17 protein-coding genes are annotated in these 19,284 nt (G+C 62.6%); 5 read left to right on the forward strand and 12 right to left on the reverse strand.

Annotation, left to right across the window (positions count from 1 at the left end):
* The first annotated feature begins 9 nt into the window (after window positions 1-9).
* Window positions 10-723, forward strand: a complete 714-nt coding sequence (gene msrA, locus AWB80_RS11745; RefSeq protein ID WP_061174822.1) for a peptide-methionine (S)-S-oxide reductase MsrA — start codon at window positions 10-12, stop codon at window positions 721-723.
* On the opposite strand, the gene AWB80_RS11750 is transcribed toward msrA, so the two are convergent.
* Window positions 687-1,814 carry an aminotransferase class I/II-fold pyridoxal phosphate-dependent enzyme gene (locus AWB80_RS11750; protein ID WP_061174823.1) on the reverse strand — a complete coding sequence of 376 codons (1,128 nt, stop codon included), beginning with the start codon at window positions 1,812-1,814 and terminating at the stop codon, window positions 687-689. The two genes, msrA and AWB80_RS11750, sit on opposite strands and share 37 nt — an antisense overlap.
* 94 nt (window positions 1,815-1,908) lie before the next feature.
* Here AWB80_RS11750 and AWB80_RS11755 point away from each other — a divergent pair, with 94 nt between their 5' ends.
* The gene (locus AWB80_RS11755) at window positions 1,909-2,802 is read left to right on the forward strand and encodes a LysR family transcriptional regulator ArgP (protein WP_061174824.1); all 894 of its coding nucleotides are present in this window, start codon (window positions 1,909-1,911) and stop codon (window positions 2,800-2,802) included.
* Between the two features lie 3 nt (window positions 2,803-2,805).
* Here the strand turns inward: AWB80_RS11755 and AWB80_RS11760 are convergent, their stop codons facing one another.
* The 3 genes from AWB80_RS11760 to AWB80_RS11770 form a co-directional block, all read right to left on the reverse strand.
* Window positions 2,806-3,177: a DUF427 domain-containing protein gene (locus tag AWB80_RS11760; RefSeq protein WP_061174825.1), complete on the reverse strand. Its 372-nt coding sequence runs from the start codon at window positions 3,175-3,177 to the stop codon at window positions 2,806-2,808.
* Between the two features lie 66 nt (window positions 3,178-3,243).
* A complete protein-coding gene (locus tag AWB80_RS11765) occupies window positions 3,244-3,567 on the reverse strand; it encodes a DUF4148 domain-containing protein (RefSeq protein ID WP_061174826.1) in 324 nt (107 codons plus the stop codon).
* A gap of 107 nt (window positions 3,568-3,674) precedes the next feature.
* Window positions 3,675-4,568 carry a ketopantoate reductase family protein gene (locus AWB80_RS11770; RefSeq protein ID WP_061174827.1) on the reverse strand — a complete coding sequence of 298 codons (894 nt, stop codon included), beginning with the start codon at window positions 4,566-4,568 and terminating at the stop codon, window positions 3,675-3,677.
* A gap of 476 nt (window positions 4,569-5,044) precedes the next feature.
* Here AWB80_RS11770 and AWB80_RS11775 point away from each other — a divergent pair, with 476 nt between their 5' ends.
* Window positions 5,045-5,755, forward strand: a complete 711-nt coding sequence (locus tag AWB80_RS11775; protein ID WP_061174828.1) for a FadR/GntR family transcriptional regulator — start codon at window positions 5,045-5,047, stop codon at window positions 5,753-5,755.
* Window positions 5,756-5,928: 173 nt separating this feature from the next.
* Window positions 5,929-6,402 carry a ferritin-like domain-containing protein gene (locus AWB80_RS11780; RefSeq protein WP_061174829.1) on the forward strand — a complete coding sequence of 158 codons (474 nt, stop codon included), beginning with the start codon at window positions 5,929-5,931 and terminating at the stop codon, window positions 6,400-6,402.
* Window positions 6,403-6,476: 74 nt separating this feature from the next.
* Here AWB80_RS11780 and AWB80_RS11785 read toward each other — a convergent pair whose 3' ends face one another.
* On the reverse strand, window positions 6,477-7,133 hold the full coding sequence (locus tag AWB80_RS11785) for a peroxiredoxin (protein WP_061174830.1): 657 nt from the start codon (window positions 7,131-7,133) through the stop codon (window positions 6,477-6,479).
* 408 nt (window positions 7,134-7,541) lie between these two features.
* Between AWB80_RS11785 and AWB80_RS11790 the strand changes: the two genes are divergently transcribed.
* A complete protein-coding gene (locus AWB80_RS11790) occupies window positions 7,542-9,023 on the forward strand; it encodes an amino acid permease (RefSeq protein ID WP_061174971.1) in 1,482 nt (493 codons plus the stop codon).
* 42 nt (window positions 9,024-9,065) lie between these two features.
* Here AWB80_RS11790 and AWB80_RS11795 read toward each other — a convergent pair whose 3' ends face one another.
* The 7 genes from AWB80_RS11795 to AWB80_RS11825 form a co-directional block, all read right to left on the reverse strand.
* The gene (locus tag AWB80_RS11795) at window positions 9,066-11,066 is read right to left on the reverse strand and encodes an acyl CoA:acetate/3-ketoacid CoA transferase (RefSeq protein ID WP_061174831.1); all 2,001 of its coding nucleotides are present in this window, start codon (window positions 11,064-11,066) and stop codon (window positions 9,066-9,068) included.
* Window positions 11,067-11,101: 35 nt separating this feature from the next.
* Window positions 11,102-13,027 carry a potassium transporter Kup gene (locus tag AWB80_RS11800; protein ID WP_061174832.1) on the reverse strand — a complete coding sequence of 642 codons (1,926 nt, stop codon included), beginning with the start codon at window positions 13,025-13,027 and terminating at the stop codon, window positions 11,102-11,104.
* A gap of 127 nt (window positions 13,028-13,154) precedes the next feature.
* A complete protein-coding gene (locus tag AWB80_RS11805) occupies window positions 13,155-13,991 on the reverse strand; it encodes a shikimate dehydrogenase family protein (RefSeq protein ID WP_061174833.1) in 837 nt (278 codons plus the stop codon).
* A 102-nt stretch (window positions 13,992-14,093) separates the two neighbouring features.
* Window positions 14,094-14,828 (reverse strand): ABC transporter ATP-binding protein, encoded by a 735-nt coding sequence (locus AWB80_RS11810; protein WP_061174834.1) that lies wholly within the window; start codon window positions 14,826-14,828, stop codon window positions 14,094-14,096.
* A gap of 22 nt (window positions 14,829-14,850) precedes the next feature.
* A complete protein-coding gene (locus AWB80_RS11815; protein ID WP_061174835.1) occupies window positions 14,851-16,794 on the reverse strand; it encodes a branched-chain amino acid ABC transporter ATP-binding protein/permease in 1,944 nt (647 codons plus the stop codon).
* Between the two features lie 10 nt (window positions 16,795-16,804).
* Window positions 16,805-17,677 carry a branched-chain amino acid ABC transporter permease gene (locus tag AWB80_RS11820; RefSeq protein WP_061174836.1) on the reverse strand — a complete coding sequence of 291 codons (873 nt, stop codon included), beginning with the start codon at window positions 17,675-17,677 and terminating at the stop codon, window positions 16,805-16,807.
* An 84-nt stretch (window positions 17,678-17,761) separates the two neighbouring features.
* Window positions 17,762-18,973 (reverse strand): ABC transporter substrate-binding protein, encoded by a 1,212-nt coding sequence (locus AWB80_RS11825; protein ID WP_425266846.1) that lies wholly within the window; start codon window positions 18,971-18,973, stop codon window positions 17,762-17,764.
* Between the last annotated feature and the right edge of the window lie 311 nt (window positions 18,974-19,284).

Genomic DNA, 19,284 nt, shown 5'->3' on the forward strand with positions numbered 1-19,284 from the left:
GGAGCAGACATGTTGAAAACCACCAGCAAGACGTTCAAGGCCGCGAGCGTGGCCGTGCTGTTCGCCGGCGCGTTCGCCTTGCAGCGCGCCGCGCATTCCAGCGAGAATGCCGTGAAGATTCCACCGCCCGCGCACGACGAAACCGCAGGCGCCGTGCATACCGAAACCGCCGTGTTCGCGGGCGGCTGCTTCTGGGGCGTGCAAGGCGTGTTTCAGCACGTGCGCGGCGTGAAGGAAGTGATGTCGGGTTATGCGGGCGGCGCGGCGAACACGGCGCAATACGAACGCGTGAGCGAAGGCGATACGGGTCACGCGGAATCGGTGCGCATCAGCTACGATCCGGCGCAGGTCTCTTATGGCAAGCTCCTGCAGATCTTCTTTTCGGTCGCGCATAACCCGACCGAACTGAACTATCAGGGCCCGGACCACGGCACGCAGTATCGCTCGGCGGTGTTTCCGACCAGCGCAGCGCAACGCGACATCGTCAATGCCTATGTCGCGCAGCTCGACAAGGCGCACGTGTATGGCGGCAAGATCGTCACGAAGATCGAGGACTACAAGGGTTTCTATCCGGCTGAAGGCTATCACCAGAACTATCTGACGCAGCATCCGGACAGCCCGTATATCGCGATCAACGATCTGCCGAAGGTCGCGAATCTCAAGCAGATGTTCCCGGATGCGTATCGTCAGGACGCGGTGCTCGTGTCGGTCGCGTCCAGATAGGTGTCGAGAATTGCGAGCACGTCGGGCATGTTGCGGCGGCCGAAGCCGAGGCGAACATGCGCGTCGCCGTGATCGATCAGTGTCGAAGGCAGCAGCAGCACGCCGGTGCGTTCGAGCAGTTCGGCGCTGAACCGCTCCGCGCCTGCGCGCTTCAATCGCACGAAGCCGATCGTGCCCGCGCGCGGACGATGCCATGCGAAGCGGTCCGCATGACGCGCGAAGAAATCGTCGAGCAGGCGCAGATTGGCGCGCACGATCGATACATTGCGTTCGATGAGCGCATCGGTGTGGCGCAGCGCGATCGCTGAAAGATACTCGCTCGGCGCGCTGTTGCTGATGGTGAGATAGTCCTTGAACGTGCTCATGCGCGCGAGCACTTGCGCGCTCTTCGTCGCGATCCAGCCGAGCCGCAGGCCGGCGAGTCCGTGTGTTTTCGAAAGCGCGCCGAGAGAAATCGCGCGCTCGTAGACATCGCATGCGGCGGGCAGGCGGTCGGCGGGATCGTGTTCTAGTCCGCGATACACCTCGTCGCTGAAAAGCCATAGACCGTGCTTGCGTGCGAAGGCGACGATCGCGTCGAACACCTCGCGCGACGGCAGATAGCCGGTCGGATTATGCGGCGCGCAGATCACGAGCGCACGCGTGGCGGGCGTGACGAGCGTTTCCAGTTCGTCCGGATCGAGCGCCCAGCCCGCTTCTTCGCGCGCCTTCCACGGCGACACGCTCACGCCCAGTGCCTCGGCCACCGAGTAATGCGACTGATAGCCGGGCATATGCACGATCACGTGATCGCCCGCCGTCAGCATCGTGTTCATGAACGAATAGATGGCTTCCTGCGCGCCCGTATGCACGATGATTTCATTTTCGCCGATTCGCTTGTAAAGGCTTGCGATCTCGCGACGCAGCGCCGGCGCGCCGGGGTATTCGGTATAGCCGAGCCATGTTTCGCGCAAACCGTCCATCGCGTCTGGTTCCAGGGCGAGCAATTCGCCGATCGACATCGATTCGGGATCGGAGCTGCACAGCAAATGCCGCGCGGTGAATTCGTGCTGCGCGAAGTAGCGTTCGAGTTTGAAGGGGTTGGGTTGCATGGCGTGGCTTGATCGGGATCGAAGAAAGCCGTAGTCTGCTCTGCATCCGTACAATCAAAAAGCTAAACTGTCTAATCTCGATTAAGGAACGCTAATGCTTGACTACGCCCTGCTCGATGCGCTGCTCGCTGTCGTTCGCACCGGTTCCTTCGAGCGCGCGGCGCGCGATCTCAGCGTTACGCCTTCGGCGGTCTCGCAGCGCGTGAAGCTTCTGGAAGAGCGCGTGGGGAGCCTGCTCGTCAAGCGCGGTCAGCCGTGCGAGGCGACGGCGTCGGGCGCGCTGCTGTGCCGTCATACCGAACGCGTGCAACTGCTCGAAGCGGAACTGGGCGGGCGTATGCCGACCTTGCCGGGCACGCCGAGCGAGCGGCGCGCGAAGCTGCGCATCGCGGTGAACGACGACAGCATGAGCACATGGTTCATCGACGCCGCAGCGGATTTCTGCATCGAACGCGAATTGATGCTCGATCTCGTCGTCGACGATCAGGATCACACCGCGCAGCGCATTCGCGAAGGCGATGTGCAAGGCGCGATCACCACGCAAGCGGAGCCCGTTCCCGGCTGGCGCGCAACGAAGCTCGGACGCATGCGCTATCGCGCAGTATGTTCGCCCGCGTATTTCGCGCGTCATTTTGCGGACGGTCTCACACGCGACGCGTTGCGCAGCGCGCCGTGCGTCAATTTCAACGAGAAGGACGAGTTGCAGAAACGCTTTATCAAGCGCGTGAGCCGCGTGGATATCGAACCACCCGCGCATGTCGTGCCGCACGGCGAAGGTTTCGTGCGCGCGTGCACGTCGGGGCTTGCGTGGGGCATGTGTCCGCAACGGCTAATCGCGCGGCAACTCGATAACGGCGAGCTCGTGGAGGTGTCGCCGGGATCGCGCTTCGATGTCGATCTTTACTGGCAAAGCTGGCGTCTCGCGCTCGGCTGGCTCGACGATTTAAGTGCGATGCTCAAGCATCGCGCCAAGAGCTTTCTCGACTGAGTATCAAGCGGTTTCGAACGAATCGACCCGGTCTTTATAGAACGCCAGATGATCCTTGATCGACGCAACGGCATCGTAAGGCGCTTTATAAGTCCACACGGCGTTGGCGGCCTTTTGTCCACCCGATGGAATGCTGTAATAGCTGCACTCGCCCTTGTAAGGGCAATACGTGGCGTGTGACGTGCGTTCCAGCTGCGACATGTCCACGTCCTTTCGCGGGACATATAACACCTCAGGATACGATGCCTCGCGCAACGAAAGCGCTTCGGTCGAATCGGCGATGACACGCCCGCCTGCTTTCACGATCACGCGCGAGGAACTGCGCGTGATCGTGATCGGATGATCGGGACCGGGGATCTTGACGGCTCTATCCATGATTGTCTTCCAGCGAAGGGAAGAATCGATGGTAGCGCCGTTGCGCCGAACGCGCAGAACCCACCATCATCGGCCGAAGTAGATGGGCTTGGTGCCGTCGTTGTTCATCGGCGGCATTGCGCGCATGCCCGCAGCCGATGCGCCGCCGGCCGCGCCGCCGTATGCATTCATGTCCGCGCTGTTCTGGCGCGACACGCGGCCTTCGGCAGCCTGAATATCCGCCGGATACGACGTGTTATTCGAGCGCGCCGGATCATAACCCGCGGCTTCGACCTGCCGCAGATCCTGCTTCACTTGATCGCGCGTGAGCGACGAATCGGTTTGCGCGAACGAGAGCGCCGGCGCCACCACTACAGCGGCGATGGCCACGGCCTTGACGAACGATTTCATGGTGAACCTCCGGATGTGTTGGGCTCCGCACGGTGTTTTCTGTGCGTGCTCCATGAATTCAGCATCGCCCGTGCCAGCCCGTCCCTCGGTTCACCGCGAATCGCGGACTATGACGTCTTGCTTTCAATCGCCTTGACGAGCACATGCAGCAGCCGATTCGCCGGCGTCGGTACGCCGAGCGCCTCGCCGCGCCGCACGATCAGCCCGTTCAGATGATCGATCTCGCTCGTCTTGCCGCGCGCCAGATCCTGCGCGGTCGATGAAAACTGGTTCGGCATCGTCTCCGCGATGCGGCGCACGGCGGCATCGACATCGCCGGGAATCGTCACGTTGTCGGCGCGGGCGACCGCGAGGCATTCATCGACGACATCGCGCATCGCCCGCGTGACGCCCTCGCCCTGCACGAGCTTGCCGTACGGCATCTGCGTGATCGCGGACAGCGCGTTGTAGGCGCAATTCAGCACGAGCTTGGCCCACAGCGCGCCGCGCACGTTGTCGGAGATCTCGGTCGGCACGCCCGCCGCCACGAATGTGCGGGCGACCTCATCGCTTTTCGTCGACGGCTCGATCACGAGTTCGCCGCGGCCGTTGTGCTTCACGTGCCCCGGCCCCGCCATTTCCGCCGCGACATACACCACCGCTGCCGCCGCTTCCTGCGGCAACAGTTCGCGCAGTCGCTCGGCGTTTTCCACGCCGTTCTGCAGCGAGAGCAGCAGCGTGTCGCGTTCGAGCCAGGGTGCGAGCGCGTGCGCCGCGCTGTCGGTATCGGTGGATTTCACGCAGAACAGCACGAGCCCGGCGCCCTTCGCCGCGCTGGCTTCGGTGCTGGCGGACACGCGCACGCGCTCGTCGAAATGCTGTGTGTCGAGTCGCAAGCCATCGCGCCCGATCGCTTCGACGTGCTGCGGCCGCGCGATCAGCACGACCTCGTGACCTGCGCGCGCGAGCATGCCGCCGTAATAACAACCGACAGCGCCCGCACCCATGACTGCGACTTTCATGTTTCGCTTCTCCTCGTTTGCTTTGCCATGGCTCGAAACGGTAACACATGGCCGTTGCATCGACCGGCGCCGGCGATGCTTCGCATAACCGATTACGCGCAAACGCTTGCGCACGTCGACGGAAATTGCGCCGCATGCGCTGAGGGCGGCATTTTGTGGGCCGACGCACGATAGTCTGTCGAATTAGCGGTGAACCATATTGTTAAACCGGGGCGCACCGATATACGCTTCCTTTCAGCGGATCGACGATGCTGTCCAAACAACTGCCGACCGCTATGGGGTGTGCGGCGCATGCCGCATCGGGTAGCTGAAACCTGGGGACCAACTACACGGCATGCCGGGGGGGAAGCGTTTTGCGCGAGCATGAGGCCGCGCGGCGCACCGACGCGCCGTGCTCTTAGACAAACGCTGGTTTCGCCGCTCGGCGACGAGTAGTGAAGAGCCATAGGCGTGGGCGTTATCACGAGAACAAGAAAATGAATCATGGATATGAAGCATCGCTCGTCAAGCGCGTGGTGAACCAACTCGTCGCGGGCATCGTGAGCGGCGAATACCAGGACAACGTGCTGCCGCCACAAGTCATTCTTTCGAAGCAGCACGGCGTGAGCCGCACCATCATGCGCGAGGCTCTGAGCATTCTCATCTCGCGCCGCATGCTCGATGTGCGGCCCAAGACGGGCACACGCATCAAGCCGGCGCGTGAGTGGCTCATCATGGACCCGGAAGTGGCCGAGTGGCGCATGCGGGCGCTGCACGATCCGGAGTGCTTTCGCAGGCTGATCGAGTTCCGCTCGCTCGTCGATCCGCCCGCCGCCGCGCTCGCCGCAACGCGCGCGAACCGGCATCAGCGCATCGCGATCAACGCGGCCTATCAGCGGCTCGTGCATGCGAGTCCGTCCGAGCCCTTGCAGTCCGCTGCAGAAGAGGCGCTGCAGGCCGCCATCGTCGATGCCAGCGGCGACGAATTGCTGTGTCAGATGGGCAGCGTCGTGCGCGTCGGCATCCGGACCTTGAAGGCCGCGCTGCGCTCGCAGCCGCACCCGCTGCCGCGCGTGCCCGAATCGCAACTGGGCGACTATGGCCGGCTCGTGCGCGCCATCGAAACCGCCGATGGCGACGGTGCGCGCAATGCGATGTCGCAAGTGCTCACGCGCACGGCCTCGCTCTGGGTCGAGGAAATCGCCTGACACCGGCGTATCCGTGCTGTCCGGTGCCGCAGCCGCGAGGCGGCCGCACCGTCTCCTCCGCCTTCTCCGCTTCGGGAGCGTATCTTGCGCGCCCCGATGCCGCAGTTTCGGCTCGCATGCAGTCCACCTGTGACTACAATGAGTGAAGCCGGGGCAGGAAAACGGAGGCAAGAATGGCAGAGCTCGAAAAGGAAAAGGTCGTCGGCGTCCTGAACAGGATTCTCGAATCCGAACTGGCGGGCGTCGTGCGCTACACGCACTATTCGTTTCTCGTGTTCGGCTTCGGGCGCATTCCGATCGTCTCGTGGCTGCGCGCACAGGCCGACGAATCGCTGATGCACGCGCATCAGGCCGGCGAATGGATCACGACGCTGGGCGCGTATCCGTCGCTGGAAATCGGCCAGTTGCTGGACAATCACACCTTCGACATCGCGACCATCCTGCGTGAATCTCTACAGGCGGAAACCGTCGCGCTCGGTCTGTATCGCGACTTGCTGAAACTCGTCGAGGACCGCTCCGTCGCGCTGGAGGAATACGCGCGGCAAATGATCCAGGTCGAGGAAATGCACGCGGGCGAAGTAGACAAGATGCTGCGCAGGCCGGGCGAAGTCGAGACCTCGCCGGAACGCCGCTCGGGTCATACGTGATTTCCGCGCGCTAACGAAAAACGCCGGTCCGCATTGCGCGGACCGGCGTCTGACACGCTTGCAACGCGCGCGCGTTACTTCGGCTGCGCCACCGTGCGCAGATACGGCTTCAGCGTCTTGAAGCCGTCCGGGTACTTCTTCTTCGCGTCGTCATCCGACACGGATGTCGGGATGATCACGTCGTCGCCCGGCCGCCAGTTCACCGGCGTCGCGACCGTGTGCTTCGCGTTCAGTTGCAGCGCGTCGAGCAGGCGCAGCACTTCGTCGAAGTTGCGGCCCGCGCTCATCGGATACGTGAACGTGGCCTTTACCTTCTTGTCCGGACCGACGATGAACACCGCGCGAATCGTCGCGTTGTCGTTCGCCGTGCGCGGGTTCGCGCCGCTCGCGTTCGGGTGGATCATGTCGTAGAGCTTCGCGACGTTCAGATCCGCGTCGCCGATCATCGGATAGTTGACCGCGGTGCCCTGCGTTTCCTCGATATCCTTCGCCCACTGCGAGTGGTTCGTCACCGGGTCGATCGAGAGGCCGATCACCTTCGTGTTGCGCTTGTCGAACTCGGGCTTGAGCTTGGCCATATAGCCGAGCTCGGTCGTGCAGACCGGCGTGAAGTCCTTCGGATGCGAGAACAGGATGGCCCACTTGTCGCCGATCCACTCGTGGAAACGGATCGTGCCTTCGGTCGTCTCTGCCGTGAAATCAGGGGCTTCATCACCAATGCGTATAGCCATATCAAATCTCCACACGTGAGGAAAGTCCGGTGAACGTCCCATGAATTAAGCGGAACGGATTCCGGGGTTGAAAAGCGAAACTGTGACTCTGATTATAGTGCCCCGCGCGCAGACGCCCCGGGCGCGGGACCAAGCCCTTGAGCCGCGTGGGGTTTTGCAAGCTCGCTGACAGAACGCGGCACGCTTCGTGCTGCATGCGGTCGCCGTGAACGAGCGTGCGCGCACATGGGTTTGCGCTCGAATTCCCCGGAAAAATCTGCTATCACGGAACGACTGTCCGTCAGAACAAACGTGCAGGCGTGAAGCAGAAGGCAAGTGGAACATCCCGCACTTGAACAGGCGGACAGACTTCGCCGCGCCACCGGGCGCGGCCACGCTGCCGCCGCACAGGAGGCGATCGTGACCGTCATGCAAAGAAAATCCGTCGCGTTGCTGCAAAGCGAAGCGGCCGAAACCGACGAAGTGCTCCAGGAACACGGCGGCCACGCGCTGAAACGATCGCTCACCGCGCTCGATGTCGTGATGCTCGGCGTGGGCTGCATCATCGGCGCGGGGATTTTCGTGCTGACCGGTCATGCGGCCGCGACCAACGCCGGGCCGGGCATCATCATATCGTTCGTGCTGGGCGCGGTCGTCTGCGCGCTCGCGGGCCTTTGTTATGCGGAAATGGCATCCACGGTTCCGGTATCGGGCAGCGCCTACACGTATGCCTACGCGACGATGGGCGAACTGATCGCGTGGCTCATCGGCTGGGATCTGATTCTCGAATACGCGGTTGGCGCGACCACCGTCGCGATCGGCTGGTCTGGATATGTCGTGAGCTTTCTGCATTCGTTCGGCATCGACATACCCGAGCAGTTGTCGAAAGCGCCATTCGCCTATGAGCCGGGACACGGCTGGAGCCATGTCGGCTCGATCCTCAACGTGCCCGCGATGGTGATCGTCGGGCTCATCACGCTGCTGCTCGTCTTCGGCATCCGCGAATCGGCGCGCGTCAATAGCGTCATCGTCGTGATCAAGGTGCTGATCGTGCTGGCGTTCATCGCCGCAGGCATCGCGTATGTGGATACGAGCCACTGGGTCACCGCACAAAACCCCACGGGCGCGTTCATTCCGCCGAATACCGGCGAATCGGGCGTGTTCGGCATGAGCGGCGTGCTGCGCGGCGCGGCGGTCGTATTCTTTGCCTATATCGGTTTCGATTCGGTCTCGTGCGTCGCGCAGGAAACGCGCAATCCACGACGCGACATGCCGATAGGCCTGCTCGGTTCGCTCACGATTTGCACGATTCTCTACGTGCTCGTGTCCTACGTGCTGACGGGCATCGTGTCTTACGACAAGCTCAACGTGGCGGACCCGATCGCGGTCGGCGTCGATGCGATCGGCATGCGCTGGCTCTCGCCCATCGTGAAGCTCGGCGCGATTTTCGGCCTCACCTCCGTGATCCTCGTGTTGCTGCTGTCACAACCGCGCATTTTCTACTCGATGGCCAAGGACGGCCTGTTGCCGCCGTTCGCATCGAAGATTCATCCGCGCTTTCACACGCCCTATATCACGACGATCATCACCGGCGTCATCGTGATGATTCTCGCGGGACTGTTGCCGATCGGACTCGTCGGCGAGCTGGTGAGCATCGGCACACTGTTCGCGTTCACGGTCGTGTGCGTCGGCGTGCTGGTGCTGCGCATCACGCAGCCGAATCTCGAACGCGCGTTCAAGACGCCGGCCGTGTTCATCGTCGCGCCGCTCGGTGCGCTGTCGTCGATCTTCCTGATGTCCGGTCTGCCCGCCGATACATGGATCCGGCTCATCGTGTGGATGGTGATCGGCGTCGTTATCTACTTCGTCTACGGCATACGGCACAGCAGACTGCGCGATCAGCGCACATGACATTCGAAGAGGCCGCCGGCAGCGCGGCCTCTTCGCATCGACTCACTCCGCCGCGCGTTTCGATTCGTGCTCGCGCGCTTCTTCCGGGCTTTCGTAGATATACGGCGCCACGCCGCGTCGCTTCAATGCATCGCCGAGTTTGAGGCGCAGGAAACTGCTCGTCGTGTAGCGCGTCACGCGGTCGTAGTGGCCATCCACCAGCTTAGTAACCATCTCCGAATAAGCGTCGAGCATGTCGGGACGAATCGAAAAGTTATCGTAGTTCACGATAGCGTGCGGCCGCGTTTTCGCGCTCGCCAACTGCTTTTCGACTTCGCGGCGGATCGCCTCGACATCGTCCACGCTCTTGACTTCGTGGCCTTCGAAATTGATGAAGAAAAGATTCTTTTCCGGGTCATAGCTGAAGCGTTCCGACAAGTCGAGCCTGAGCAGGATCGCGCGCAGGCCCATTGGCGCATCGCGGAAGATCAGTTCGTCCATCAGACGCGGCGGCTTGTCCATGATCGGTGCGAAACCCATCTGCGCGATGATGTCCCGCTCAACATCGATGCCCGGCGCGACTTCCGTGAGCACCAGCCCCTTGTCCGTGAGTTCGAACACGCAGCGCTCGGTGATATAGAGCACGGTCTGCCCGCGCTCGGCCGCATAACGGCCGCTGAAGGTGCGATGCTCGACCGCGTCGACGAACTTCTGGCAATCGCCTTCGCGGCGAATCCTGAGTTTGCCCGCTTCGATCGCCACATCGAGCTTGCCCGCGTTGAACGTGCCGACGAACACGACTTTCTTCGCGGCCTGGCTGATGTTGATGAAACCGCCCGCGCCCGCGAGCTTCGGCCCGAACTTGCTGACGTTGAGATTGCCTTCGCGGTCCGCCTGCGCGAGACCGAGGAATGCGATGTCGAGACCGCCGCCATCATAAAAGTCGAATTGATACGGCTGATCGATGATCGCCTGCGTGTTCGTGGCCGCGCCGAAATTGAGGCCGCCCGCCGGAATGCCGCCGATCACGCCGGGCTCGGTCGTCATCGTGAAGAGGTCGATCACCTGCTCTTCGTTCGCGACGCTCGCGATGCCTTCCGGCATGCCGATGCCGAGATTCACGATGCTGTTGGCCATCAGCTCGAAGGCGGCGCGACGCGCGATGATCTTGCGTTCGGTGAGCGCCATCGGCGGCACCGAACTCGCGGCCACGCGCAATTCGCTCGAAAACGCCGCACTGTATTGCTCGCCGAAGGTCTGCCAGTGATTGTCGGGCTTCGCGAGCACGACGCAATCGACCATCACGCCCGGAATCTTCACGTGCCGCGAATTGAGCGTGTTCGATTCCGCGAGCCGCTCGACCTGCGCGATCACGATGCCGCCCGAGTTGCGCGCGGCCATCGCGATGGACAGCGCTTCGAGCGTCAGCGCCTCCTTTTCCATCGTGACGTTGCCGTTGAGATCAGCGGTGGTGCCGCGCACGATTGCCACATCGATCGGAAAGGTCGGGTAGTACAGATAGTCCGTGCCGTCGATCGGCATGAGGCGCACGAGGTCTTCCGTCGTGCGCGCATTGAGCTTGCCGCCGCCGTTGCGCGGATCGACGAAGGTGCCGAGCCCGACCGTCGAAAGCTGCCCGGGCCGATGCGCGGCGATGTCACGAAAGAGTTGCGAGATCACGCCTTGCGGCAGGTTGTACGCTTCGATGCGATTCTCGATCGCCATCTTCTGCAGGCCCGGCACGAGCCCCCAGTGCCCGCCGATCACGCGCTTGACGAGTCCCTCGTGCGCCAGGTGATTGAGGCCTTTGGCGCGCCCGTCGCCCTGCCCGGCGGCATACACCAGCGTCAGGCCGGCGATCGGATCGGTGCCTTCGACAAAGCGCTCCTCCAGCGCGATCGCCACTTCCTCCGCGAAGCCGATACCGACAAAGCCGCTCGTCGCGATGGTGTCGCCCGAGCGGATCAGGCGCACGGCCTCGCGCGCGGACACGATCTTGCCGCGTTCGACGAGGCGCGCGGTCGAGGGAAACGGATGGCGGGTCGGCGTGCTGCTGGCGGTCATGGCGTCTCCTGTTCGCGCGTTTCTTGTGGTGAGTTCTATATTTCGACACGCGCCCCGAGTTCGATGACGCGATCAGCCGGCAATCGCAGATAGGCCGCGACGTTCCCCACATTGTGCAGCATGATCGCGAAGAGCCGTTCGCGCCATAACGCCATGCCCGTGCCCGGCGTCGGCACGACGGTCGCTCGCGAAAGGAAGTACGAAATGGTCGCGCGATCGAACTTGAGCCCCGACGACCGGCACGTTTCGAGCGCGGCGGGCAAGTCGACTTCGTCCTTGAAGCCGTAGTTCACCGTCACCTGAAAGCAGCCGTTGCCGAGCGACTCCAGCGACACGCGGTGCGCCTTGTCGACCCACGGCACAGGCTCCGTCGCGACCGTCAGAAACACCGTGTGTTCGTGCAGCACGCGGTTGTGCATCAGGTTATTCAGAAGCGAATGCGGCACGCCGGTCGGATCGTTCGACATGAAGATCGCCGTGCCTTCCACGCGCGCCGGCGCACGCGCCAGCAGACTGGTGAGGAAGGGCTTGAGCGGCGTCGCGCCCGCGCGCAGGCGGGCTTCCTGAATCATCATCTGCGCGCCGCGTCCCCAGGTCGCCATGACCGTGAACATCACGAGGCCGATCGCGACCGGGAACCAGCCGCCTTCCGCGATCTTCAGACAGTTCGCCGAGAAGAACATCGCATCGATCACGAAGAAGAACGCCGTCGCGAAGATGCACAGCGACCAGTTGTAGTGCCACGCGTAGCGGATCACGAAGAAGGTCAGCACCGTGGTGATGAGCATCGTGCCGGTCACGGCGATGCCGTATGCGGAGCCGAGCGCGGTCGACGAACCGAAGCCGAGCACGGCGGCCACCACCGCGAGCAGCAGCGTCCAGTTGATGCCCGGCACATAGATCTGCCCGATCTCCTTCGCCGACGTGTACACGACGCTCATGCGCGGCAGAAAGCCGAGCTGCATCGCCTGCTTGGTCATCGAGTACGTGCCGGAGATCACGGCCTGCGAAGCGATGACGGTCGCGATGGTCGAGAGCACGACCATCGGATACAGCATCCACGATGGAAAGAGCCGGTAGAACGGATTCTGCAGCGCGCCCGGATCGGCGATCAGGAGCGCGCCCTGACCGAGATAGTTGAGCGCGAGCGCGGGAAAGACTACGGCGAACCACGTGAGGCGGATCGGCCGCGAGCCGAAGTGGCCCATGTCGGCATACAGCGCTTCCGCGCCCGTCAGCGACAGCACGACGGCGCCGAGCGCAACGAACGCAAGCCAGCGATGATGCACGCAGAAAGCAAGCCCTTCGAGCGGATTGAGCGCGACGAGAATACGCGGCGCGTCCGCGATGTTCATGAAGCCCGATACCGCCAGCACGATGAACCACAGCACCATGACCGGCCCGAACACCGCGCCGATGCCCGACGTGCCGTGCTTCTGCATCACGAACAGCGCGACCAGCGCGACGAGTGTTATCGGCACGACATAGGGCTGCAGGCCGGGCGCGGCGACTTCGAGCCCTTCGACCGCGCTCAGCACCGAAATGGCGGGTGTAATGACGCCGTCGCCGTAGAAGAGCGCCGCGCCCATCACGCCGACCAGCAACAGCACGTGTTTGAGCCGCTTCTTCGATTCGACCGACGACGCCGCGAGCGCGAGCAGCGCCATGATGCCGCCTTCGCCGTGATTGTTGGCGCGCAGGATCAGCGTCACGTACTTGAGCGACACGATGATCGTGAGCGACCAGAAGATCAGCGACACAATGCCGATCACGTTCGCGGGCTGCAAAGGCAGGCCGCCAGCGGGATCGAACACCGTTTTGAGCGTATAGAGCGGACTCGTGCCGATATCGCCATAGACCACGCCGAGCGCCGCGAGCGAGAGCCCGAACAAGGCCGGATGGCCGTGTGGCTCGGGCGCGTGTTTGTCGTCGGCCGGCAAGCCGGGTGCAGTCGATCCCATGGTTCCTCCCTGCTTTTTCCGGGCCGCCGCGTGTGCGGGCGGCCTATTTGTCAGAGGATGAGCGTCTGCGTTGCTGTCTCGATTGCAGTATAGGAACGGATGCGCGGTTATGTGCGCGCAGCGTTTTCTATGCGTACTTGATCTGCGCGACCGCGCGTAGATCGTCCGCCGTCGCGGTGCCGTAGCCGAAGAATTCCAGATACGCCGGAATCATTTCGAAAAGCATGTCCGTGCCGACCTGCACGGCGCAGCCCTTGTCCTTGGCCGCGCGCAGAAGCGGCGTGTATTCCGACTTCATCACCACTTCGCCGACGAACGTCTCCGGCGCGATGCGATCGATATCGAACGGCAGCGGATCGCTTTCCTTCATGCCGAGCGGTGTAGCGTTCACGATCACGTCGAAGCCGGCTGGGTCTTTCGTATCCGTTCGCACGACGAGTTGGGGATAGTGCTCGCGCAAACGCGACGCGAGCCCTTCGACAGACGGTGTGTTGGTATCGAATACCGCGAGTTCTGCGACGCCCGCCGCCGCGAGCGACGCCGCGATCGGCGAGCCGACGCCGCCGCTGCCGAGCACCAGCACGCGCGCGCCCGTGAGCTTGCGGCCCTTGCGTTCGACGCCGCGCACGAAGCCCGCGCCGTCGAACTGATCGCCGACGAGCGTGCCGTCCGGGCGCTTCAGGATCGCGTTGCATGCCCCGGCGATGCGCGCGGTCGGGCTGACTTCATCCATCAGGCCGACGGTCGTGATCTTGTGCGGCATGGTGACGAGCGCGCCGCGAATGTTCGTGAGCTTGAACAGATGCGGCAGGAACGCGACGTAATCCTCGGGTTTGACGCCCATCGGCACGACGACCGCGTCGATGCCCTGTTTGTCGAACCAGGGGTTGTAGATCATCGGCGCCTTGAACGCTTCGGTCGGGTAGCCGAGGTGAGCAATCAGAGTGGTCTTGCCGCTGATCATGGCAGCTCCTTGTGGGGATGTCGGAGGCGCGCGCGGGGGCGCGCCGTCACTCATGATAGTTCGGCTTTTGTTTTGCGCACTGCGGCAATTGCATTGAAGCGGTCAGTGACTGGCGCCCAGATACGCCGCCTTCACCGATGGATCGTTGCGAAGCTGCTCCGCCGGGCCGTGGGTCGCGACGCGGCCGTTCTCCAGCACATAGCCGTAATCCGCGACATTGAGCGCGGCGGCGGCGAACTGCTCGACGAGCAGCATCGTCACGCCATCGGCCTTCAAGCGCTCGATGATGCGGAACACTTCATCGACAAGAATGGGCGCGAGGCCCATCGACGGTTCGTCGAGCAGCACGAGGTCAGGGTTGAGCATGATGGCGCGGGCCATCGCGAGCATTTGCTGTTCGCCGCCTGACAGTGTGCCTGCGAGCTGGTTTCGGCGCTCTTTCAGGCGCGGGAAGAGATCGATCGCGCGTTCGAGGTCGGCGTTGACGTCGCCTTTCGGGCGTGACCATGTGAGGCGCGGGAATGCGCCGAGCAGCAGGTTGTCGGTGACGGACATTGTCGCGAAGACGCGGCGGCCTTCGGGCGAATGCGCCAGGCCCAGGCGCGCGATCTTGTGTGACTCCAGCGAGTCGATGCGCTTTGTGTTGCTGCCGACGCCCATGGTGATTTCGCCTTCGGTCGGCTTGATCATGCCGGAGATCGCACGCATGGTCGTGGTTTTGCCCGCGCCGTTGGAGCCGATCAAAGTCACGACTTTTGCCTTCGGCACGTTCAATGTTATGCCGTGGAGGACTTTCACTTTGCCGTAGCCGGCGTGGAGGTTTTTTATCGTCAGCATGTTTTTTGGGTCAAGAAAAAAATCAAGCAACCTGCACAGCCTGCCCCCCCAAATAAGCCTCGATAACCTTCTCATTAGCCTGAATCTCGGAAGGCTTTCCTTCGGCAATTTTTTGCCCAAAATCCAGCACCGAAACCGTATCGCACACACTCATCACCACATCCATGTGATGCTCGATCAACACGAGCGTGATGCCATGATTGCGCACCTTGCGAATGATCGCGACGAGCTCGCGAATGTCCGGCGCGGTCAACCCCGCCGCAGGCTCATCGAGCAAAAGCAGTTGCGGATCGAGCGCCAAAGCCCGCGCAATCTCCAGCAACCGCTGCTTCCCGTAAGGCAGATTACGCGCCTCCTCCGCCGCCACGTTTTCCAGTCCAACGAAACGCAGCATATTGAAGGCCCGCTCGCGCGCCGCGCGCTCCTCACGCCGATAGCGCGGACTCATCACCCCCACATCTGCAAGATTCGACCTGAACGTGTGATGCAACCCGACGAGCACATTCTCCAGCGCCGTCATCTCGCCAAAGAGCTGCACGTTCTGAAACGTCCGCGCGATACCCGACAGCGCAATCTTCGACGAGGTACGTCCCGCAAGCGATTGCCCTTCGTATTCGATCGCGCCGGCAGTCGGCACGTAGATGCCCGTCAGCACGTTCATCATCGTGCTCTTGCCCGAACCATTCGGTCCGATCAGGCCGTGAATGGTGCCGCGCTTCACCGTCAGATTCACGTCGTTCAATGCTTTGAGACCGCTGAACTGCATGAGCACGCCGCGCACGTCCAGAATCGTGTCCGCGCCTTGCGTCTCGACCGCGGCAACCGCGTCGTCCTGACGCGTATGGCTCGCGAGTTCCTCGGTATCGACCTTGGTCACGCGCACGCGGCCGAGGTTGAGCGTCTTGCGCACGAAGCCGACGATCCCGTCCTGCAAGTAATACACGACGAGCAGGATCATCAGGCCGAAGATGGTCAGCCGCCAGTCGGTCAGCGCTTCGATCCAGAACGAGAACGCGGCAAGTCCCGCCGTGCCGATGACCGGCACCGCGACACGCTGCGGCGTCGTGGTCTTGCGCGCGAGTGCCAGCACCGCGCCCGCGACGACGACCACCGCGAGCGCGGTCGCCACGACGCGGAAGTTGGAGATATCGTCGAGCAGCTTCGGCAACATCACGATGACCGTCGAGCCGATCAGCGCGCCCGTGCGTGTCTTGCGCCCGCCCATGATGATCGCGAGCAGGAACAGGATCGTCAGTTCGAAGTTATACGTGTTGGGCGAAATGTATTGCTCGGAGTACGAATACAGACAGCCGGCGAGTCCCGCAAAGCCCGCGCTGATGACGAACGCATACACCTTGTACCGATACACCGACACGCCCATGCAATCCGATGCGATCGGGCTGTCGCGCAACGCCTCGAACGCGCGCCCGAGATGCGACTTCAGCACGCGATGCACGACGATCAGCGACACGACCAGCAATGCCGCGACGAGCCAGTAATACTGCACTTCGTCGAGCCTGTGCCCGGCGAACATCGGCTTCGGGATCTTCAGGCCCATCGGTCCGTTCGTCAGAAAATCCATCTCGTTGATGAGAATCTGGATGATCGTGCCGAACGCGAGCGTCACCATCGCGAGATAGGGGCCGGACACGCGCAACGCGGGCAAGGCGAGGATCGCGCCGAAGCCTGCCGTCACCAGAATCGACAGCGGCGCGGTCACGTAGAACGGCATGCCGAGCTTCATGAACAGCACGCCCGCCGTGTATGCGCCCACGCCGAACAAGCCCGCATGTCCGAGCGATACCTGCCCCGTATAACCCACCACGATATCGAGCCCGAACAAAAGGATCGCGTAGATCATGATGGTTTCGACGAGGTGGATGTAATACGGATTGCCCGACACCACCGGAAAAATCGCGAGTGCGGCAAGCCCGACGAGGGCCGCGATCCAGTTCTTTGCTTTCATCGTCGCCGCCTCAGACTTTCTTGATCGCTGTCTTGCCGAACAGACCTGCAGGCTTGACCGCAAGCACGATCAAGAGCAGCACGAGCCCCGGCACATCCTTGTAGCCGGTGGAAATGTAGAAGCCGGTGGTCGTCTCCGCGATGCCGAGAATCATCCCGCCGACGATGATGCCCATGCCGCTCGACAAGCCGCCGATGATCGCCACTGCGAAGGCCTTGAGGCCGAGCACCGCGCCCATCGTCGCGCCGGTCAACGTGAGCGGCGCGATCAGAACCCCCGCGAAAGAAGCGGTCAACGAAGAAAGCGCATACGAGAACGTGATGACGAGTCCCGTGTTGATGCCCATGAGCGAGGCTGCGTCGCGATCGTTCGCGGTCGCGACCACGGCCTTGCCGAAGATGGTCTTGCGGTTGAAGAACTCGACCGCGAGCATCATCACGAGCGCGCCGCCGACGACGAGCAGTTCCATCGGCAACACGTTCGCGCCGAAGACCTTCAGCGGCGCTTCGGGCAACGGCGACGGAAAGCGCAGATCGTCGCGGCCCCAGACGTTCTCCGCGACGTTCTTGAAGATGATGCCGAGCGCGATCGTCGACATGATCCAGCCGAATTCGGACTTGATCTTGATCGCGGGCCGCACGCCGATGCGCTCGACGAACGAGCCTTGCACGAGCCCGAACAGACACACGAGCGGAATCATCAGCCAGTAGTTGACGCCCGCCGATACGAGCGTGAGCCCGACGAGCGCGCCGAGCATCAGCGCATCGCCCTGACCGAAGTTCAGCGTACCCGATGTGGCGAATGTGAGTTGATAGCCGAACGCGATCACGGCGTAGATCATGCCGAGCGCGATGCCGCTATAGACGAGTTGCAGAAGGATCATCTTCGAGCGCCTGAAAAAGCATGACAAAGCCGCGCCCGCCTTCGTGGCGAGCGCGGCTCACATCGACATGATGAGCGACCGGTCTCAGTTCGACGCGGTCGTCGTCTGCTTGGCGCGCAGCGTGCCGCCGCCCTTCTTGTCGGCGTCGTACGCGTAGATCACGCGGCCGCTTTTCACTTCGCCGATGACCGGCACGTTCGGGCTGATCGCTTCGTGATCGGCCTTCGTGAAGGGCTTGTCGTAGACCATCACGACGCCTTCCACTTTCGTGTTGAGGTTTTCGAGCGCTTCCTTGACCTTCGGGCCATCGGTCGTGCCGGCCTGCTTGATCGCCGCCGCGAGCAGATACACCGAGTCGTAACCCTGCGCTGCCGACACCGGCGAATCGATGCGATCGTTCTTCGGCTTGAACTCCTTCACGTAGGCATCGATGAAGGCTTTGCGCTTGGGCGTGTTCGCTTCCTGGATGAAGGTCTGCGGCATGCGCGCGCCTTCGCCGTTCGCGCCGGCATTGTCGATGTAGTTCGCCATCGAAAGCGTCCAGCTGCCGATCAACGGCACCTTCCAGCCGAGCTTCGCCATGCCGTTGGCAATCTGCGCAAGCTCGGGCCCGATGCCGTAGGTCAGCACCGCTTCCGCGCCCGCTTCCTTCGCCTTCAGCAACTGGGCCGTCATGTCGACGTCCTTGATGTTGAACTTCTCGACGGCAACCGGTTTCACGCCTTTCGCAGCCAGCGCCTTCTCCAGATCCTCGCGGCCGAGCTGGCCGTAGTTGGTCGAATCGGCGAGGATCGCGACCTTCTTGAAACCGCGCTTCGTAACGGCTTCCTCGACGATCATCGGCGCCTGGATGCGGTCGGCGGCGGCGTTGCGGAACACGTAGTTATCGGGTTGATCGTCGAATTGCTTCGTCACCACCGTGCCCGTCGCGACGTTGTTGAAGACGGGAATCTTCGCTTCCTGGAAGAAGCGCTGCGACGCGAGCGCGACGCCGGTATTGATATAGCCGACGACCGCGACGACCTTCTCCTTGTTGATGAGCTCCTGCGCGATCTGCACGCCGCGTTCGTTCTTCGCTTCGTCATCGCGCTCGACGAGCACGATCTGACGGCCGAGCACGCCGCCCGACTTGTTGATCTCGGCGGTGGCGAGACGCACGCCGTCGCGCATGCTGACACCCATGGAAGACGAACCGCCCGTGAACGGACCATCGACGCCGAGCTTGATCGGGTCCGCCGCGTGCGCCAACGAGAAAACGCCGAACGCCAGCGCGCTCGCGATGAGCTTCATCTTCATACCCATGTGTGTCTCCGTCGCCTGAATCGTTATTTGAAGTCCCATGCAACGCCGGACGCGCTTTTTAAGTGCGCTGTGCGTTATCGATTACATGGGCTGTGAGCGAGTTTAGAAAAATGTAAGGATATGACCATATTCGGACATACCCGAAGAGCACGAGCGTTAGCGCACGTCCGATGCATCACGAGTGTGCAAGGCGGGATTTAGGCAGCATGCCAAAGCGTTTCTGCTTCATGGCACGCATCAAGGCAGCGCGGGTATACGCTTAAAAAAAGCGCGCGGCAATCCCCCGGAGGACGACCGCGCGCAAC

Origin of the sequence: Caballeronia pedi, assembly GCF_001544915.2 — a bacterium.
Lineage (GTDB): Bacteria > Pseudomonadota > Gammaproteobacteria > Burkholderiales > Burkholderiaceae > Caballeronia > Caballeronia pedi.

Excerpts from the sequence above, each read along its gene's own strand:
- AWB80_RS11755 (WP_061174824.1), top strand. The coding sequence starts at position 1,909 with ATGCTTGACTACGCCCTGCTCGATGCGCTGCTCGCTGTCGTTCGCACC.
- AWB80_RS11795 (WP_061174831.1), bottom strand. The coding sequence starts at position 11,066 with ATGACCGCCAGCAGCACGCCGACCCGCCATCCGTTTCCCTCGACCGCG.
- AWB80_RS11780 (WP_061174829.1), top strand. The coding sequence starts at position 5,929 with ATGGCAGAGCTCGAAAAGGAAAAGGTCGTCGGCGTCCTGAACAGGATT.
- msrA (WP_061174822.1), top strand. The coding sequence starts at position 10 with ATGTTGAAAACCACCAGCAAGACGTTCAAGGCCGCGAGCGTGGCCGTG.
- AWB80_RS11825 (WP_425266846.1), bottom strand. The coding sequence starts at position 18,973 with ATGAAGATGAAGCTCATCGCGAGCGCGCTGGCGTTCGGCGTTTTCTCG.
- AWB80_RS11765 (WP_061174826.1), bottom strand. The coding sequence starts at position 3,567 with ATGAAATCGTTCGTCAAGGCCGTGGCCATCGCCGCTGTAGTGGTGGCG.
- AWB80_RS11815 (WP_061174835.1), bottom strand. The coding sequence starts at position 16,794 with ATGAAAGCAAAGAACTGGATCGCGGCCCTCGTCGGGCTTGCCGCACTC.
- AWB80_RS11775 (WP_061174828.1), top strand. The coding sequence starts at position 5,045 with ATGAATCATGGATATGAAGCATCGCTCGTCAAGCGCGTGGTGAACCAA.
- AWB80_RS11820 (WP_061174836.1), bottom strand. The coding sequence starts at position 17,677 with ATGATCCTTCTGCAACTCGTCTATAGCGGCATCGCGCTCGGCATGATC.
- AWB80_RS11770 (WP_061174827.1), bottom strand. The coding sequence starts at position 4,568 with ATGAAAGTCGCAGTCATGGGTGCGGGCGCTGTCGGTTGTTATTACGGC.
- AWB80_RS11750 (WP_061174823.1), bottom strand. The coding sequence starts at position 1,814 with ATGCAACCCAACCCCTTCAAACTCGAACGCTACTTCGCGCAGCACGAA.
- AWB80_RS11805 (WP_061174833.1), bottom strand. The coding sequence starts at position 13,991 with ATGATCAGCGGCAAGACCACTCTGATTGCTCACCTCGGCTACCCGACC.
- AWB80_RS11760 (WP_061174825.1), bottom strand. The coding sequence starts at position 3,177 with ATGGATAGAGCCGTCAAGATCCCCGGTCCCGATCATCCGATCACGATC.
- AWB80_RS11810 (WP_061174834.1), bottom strand. The coding sequence starts at position 14,828 with ATGCTGACGATAAAAAACCTCCACGCCGGCTACGGCAAAGTGAAAGTC.
- AWB80_RS11800 (WP_061174832.1), bottom strand. The coding sequence starts at position 13,027 with ATGGGATCGACTGCACCCGGCTTGCCGGCCGACGACAAACACGCGCCC.
- AWB80_RS11785 (WP_061174830.1), bottom strand. The coding sequence starts at position 7,133 with ATGGCTATACGCATTGGTGATGAAGCCCCTGATTTCACGGCAGAGACG.
- AWB80_RS11790 (WP_061174971.1), top strand. The coding sequence starts at position 7,542 with ATGCAAAGAAAATCCGTCGCGTTGCTGCAAAGCGAAGCGGCCGAAACC.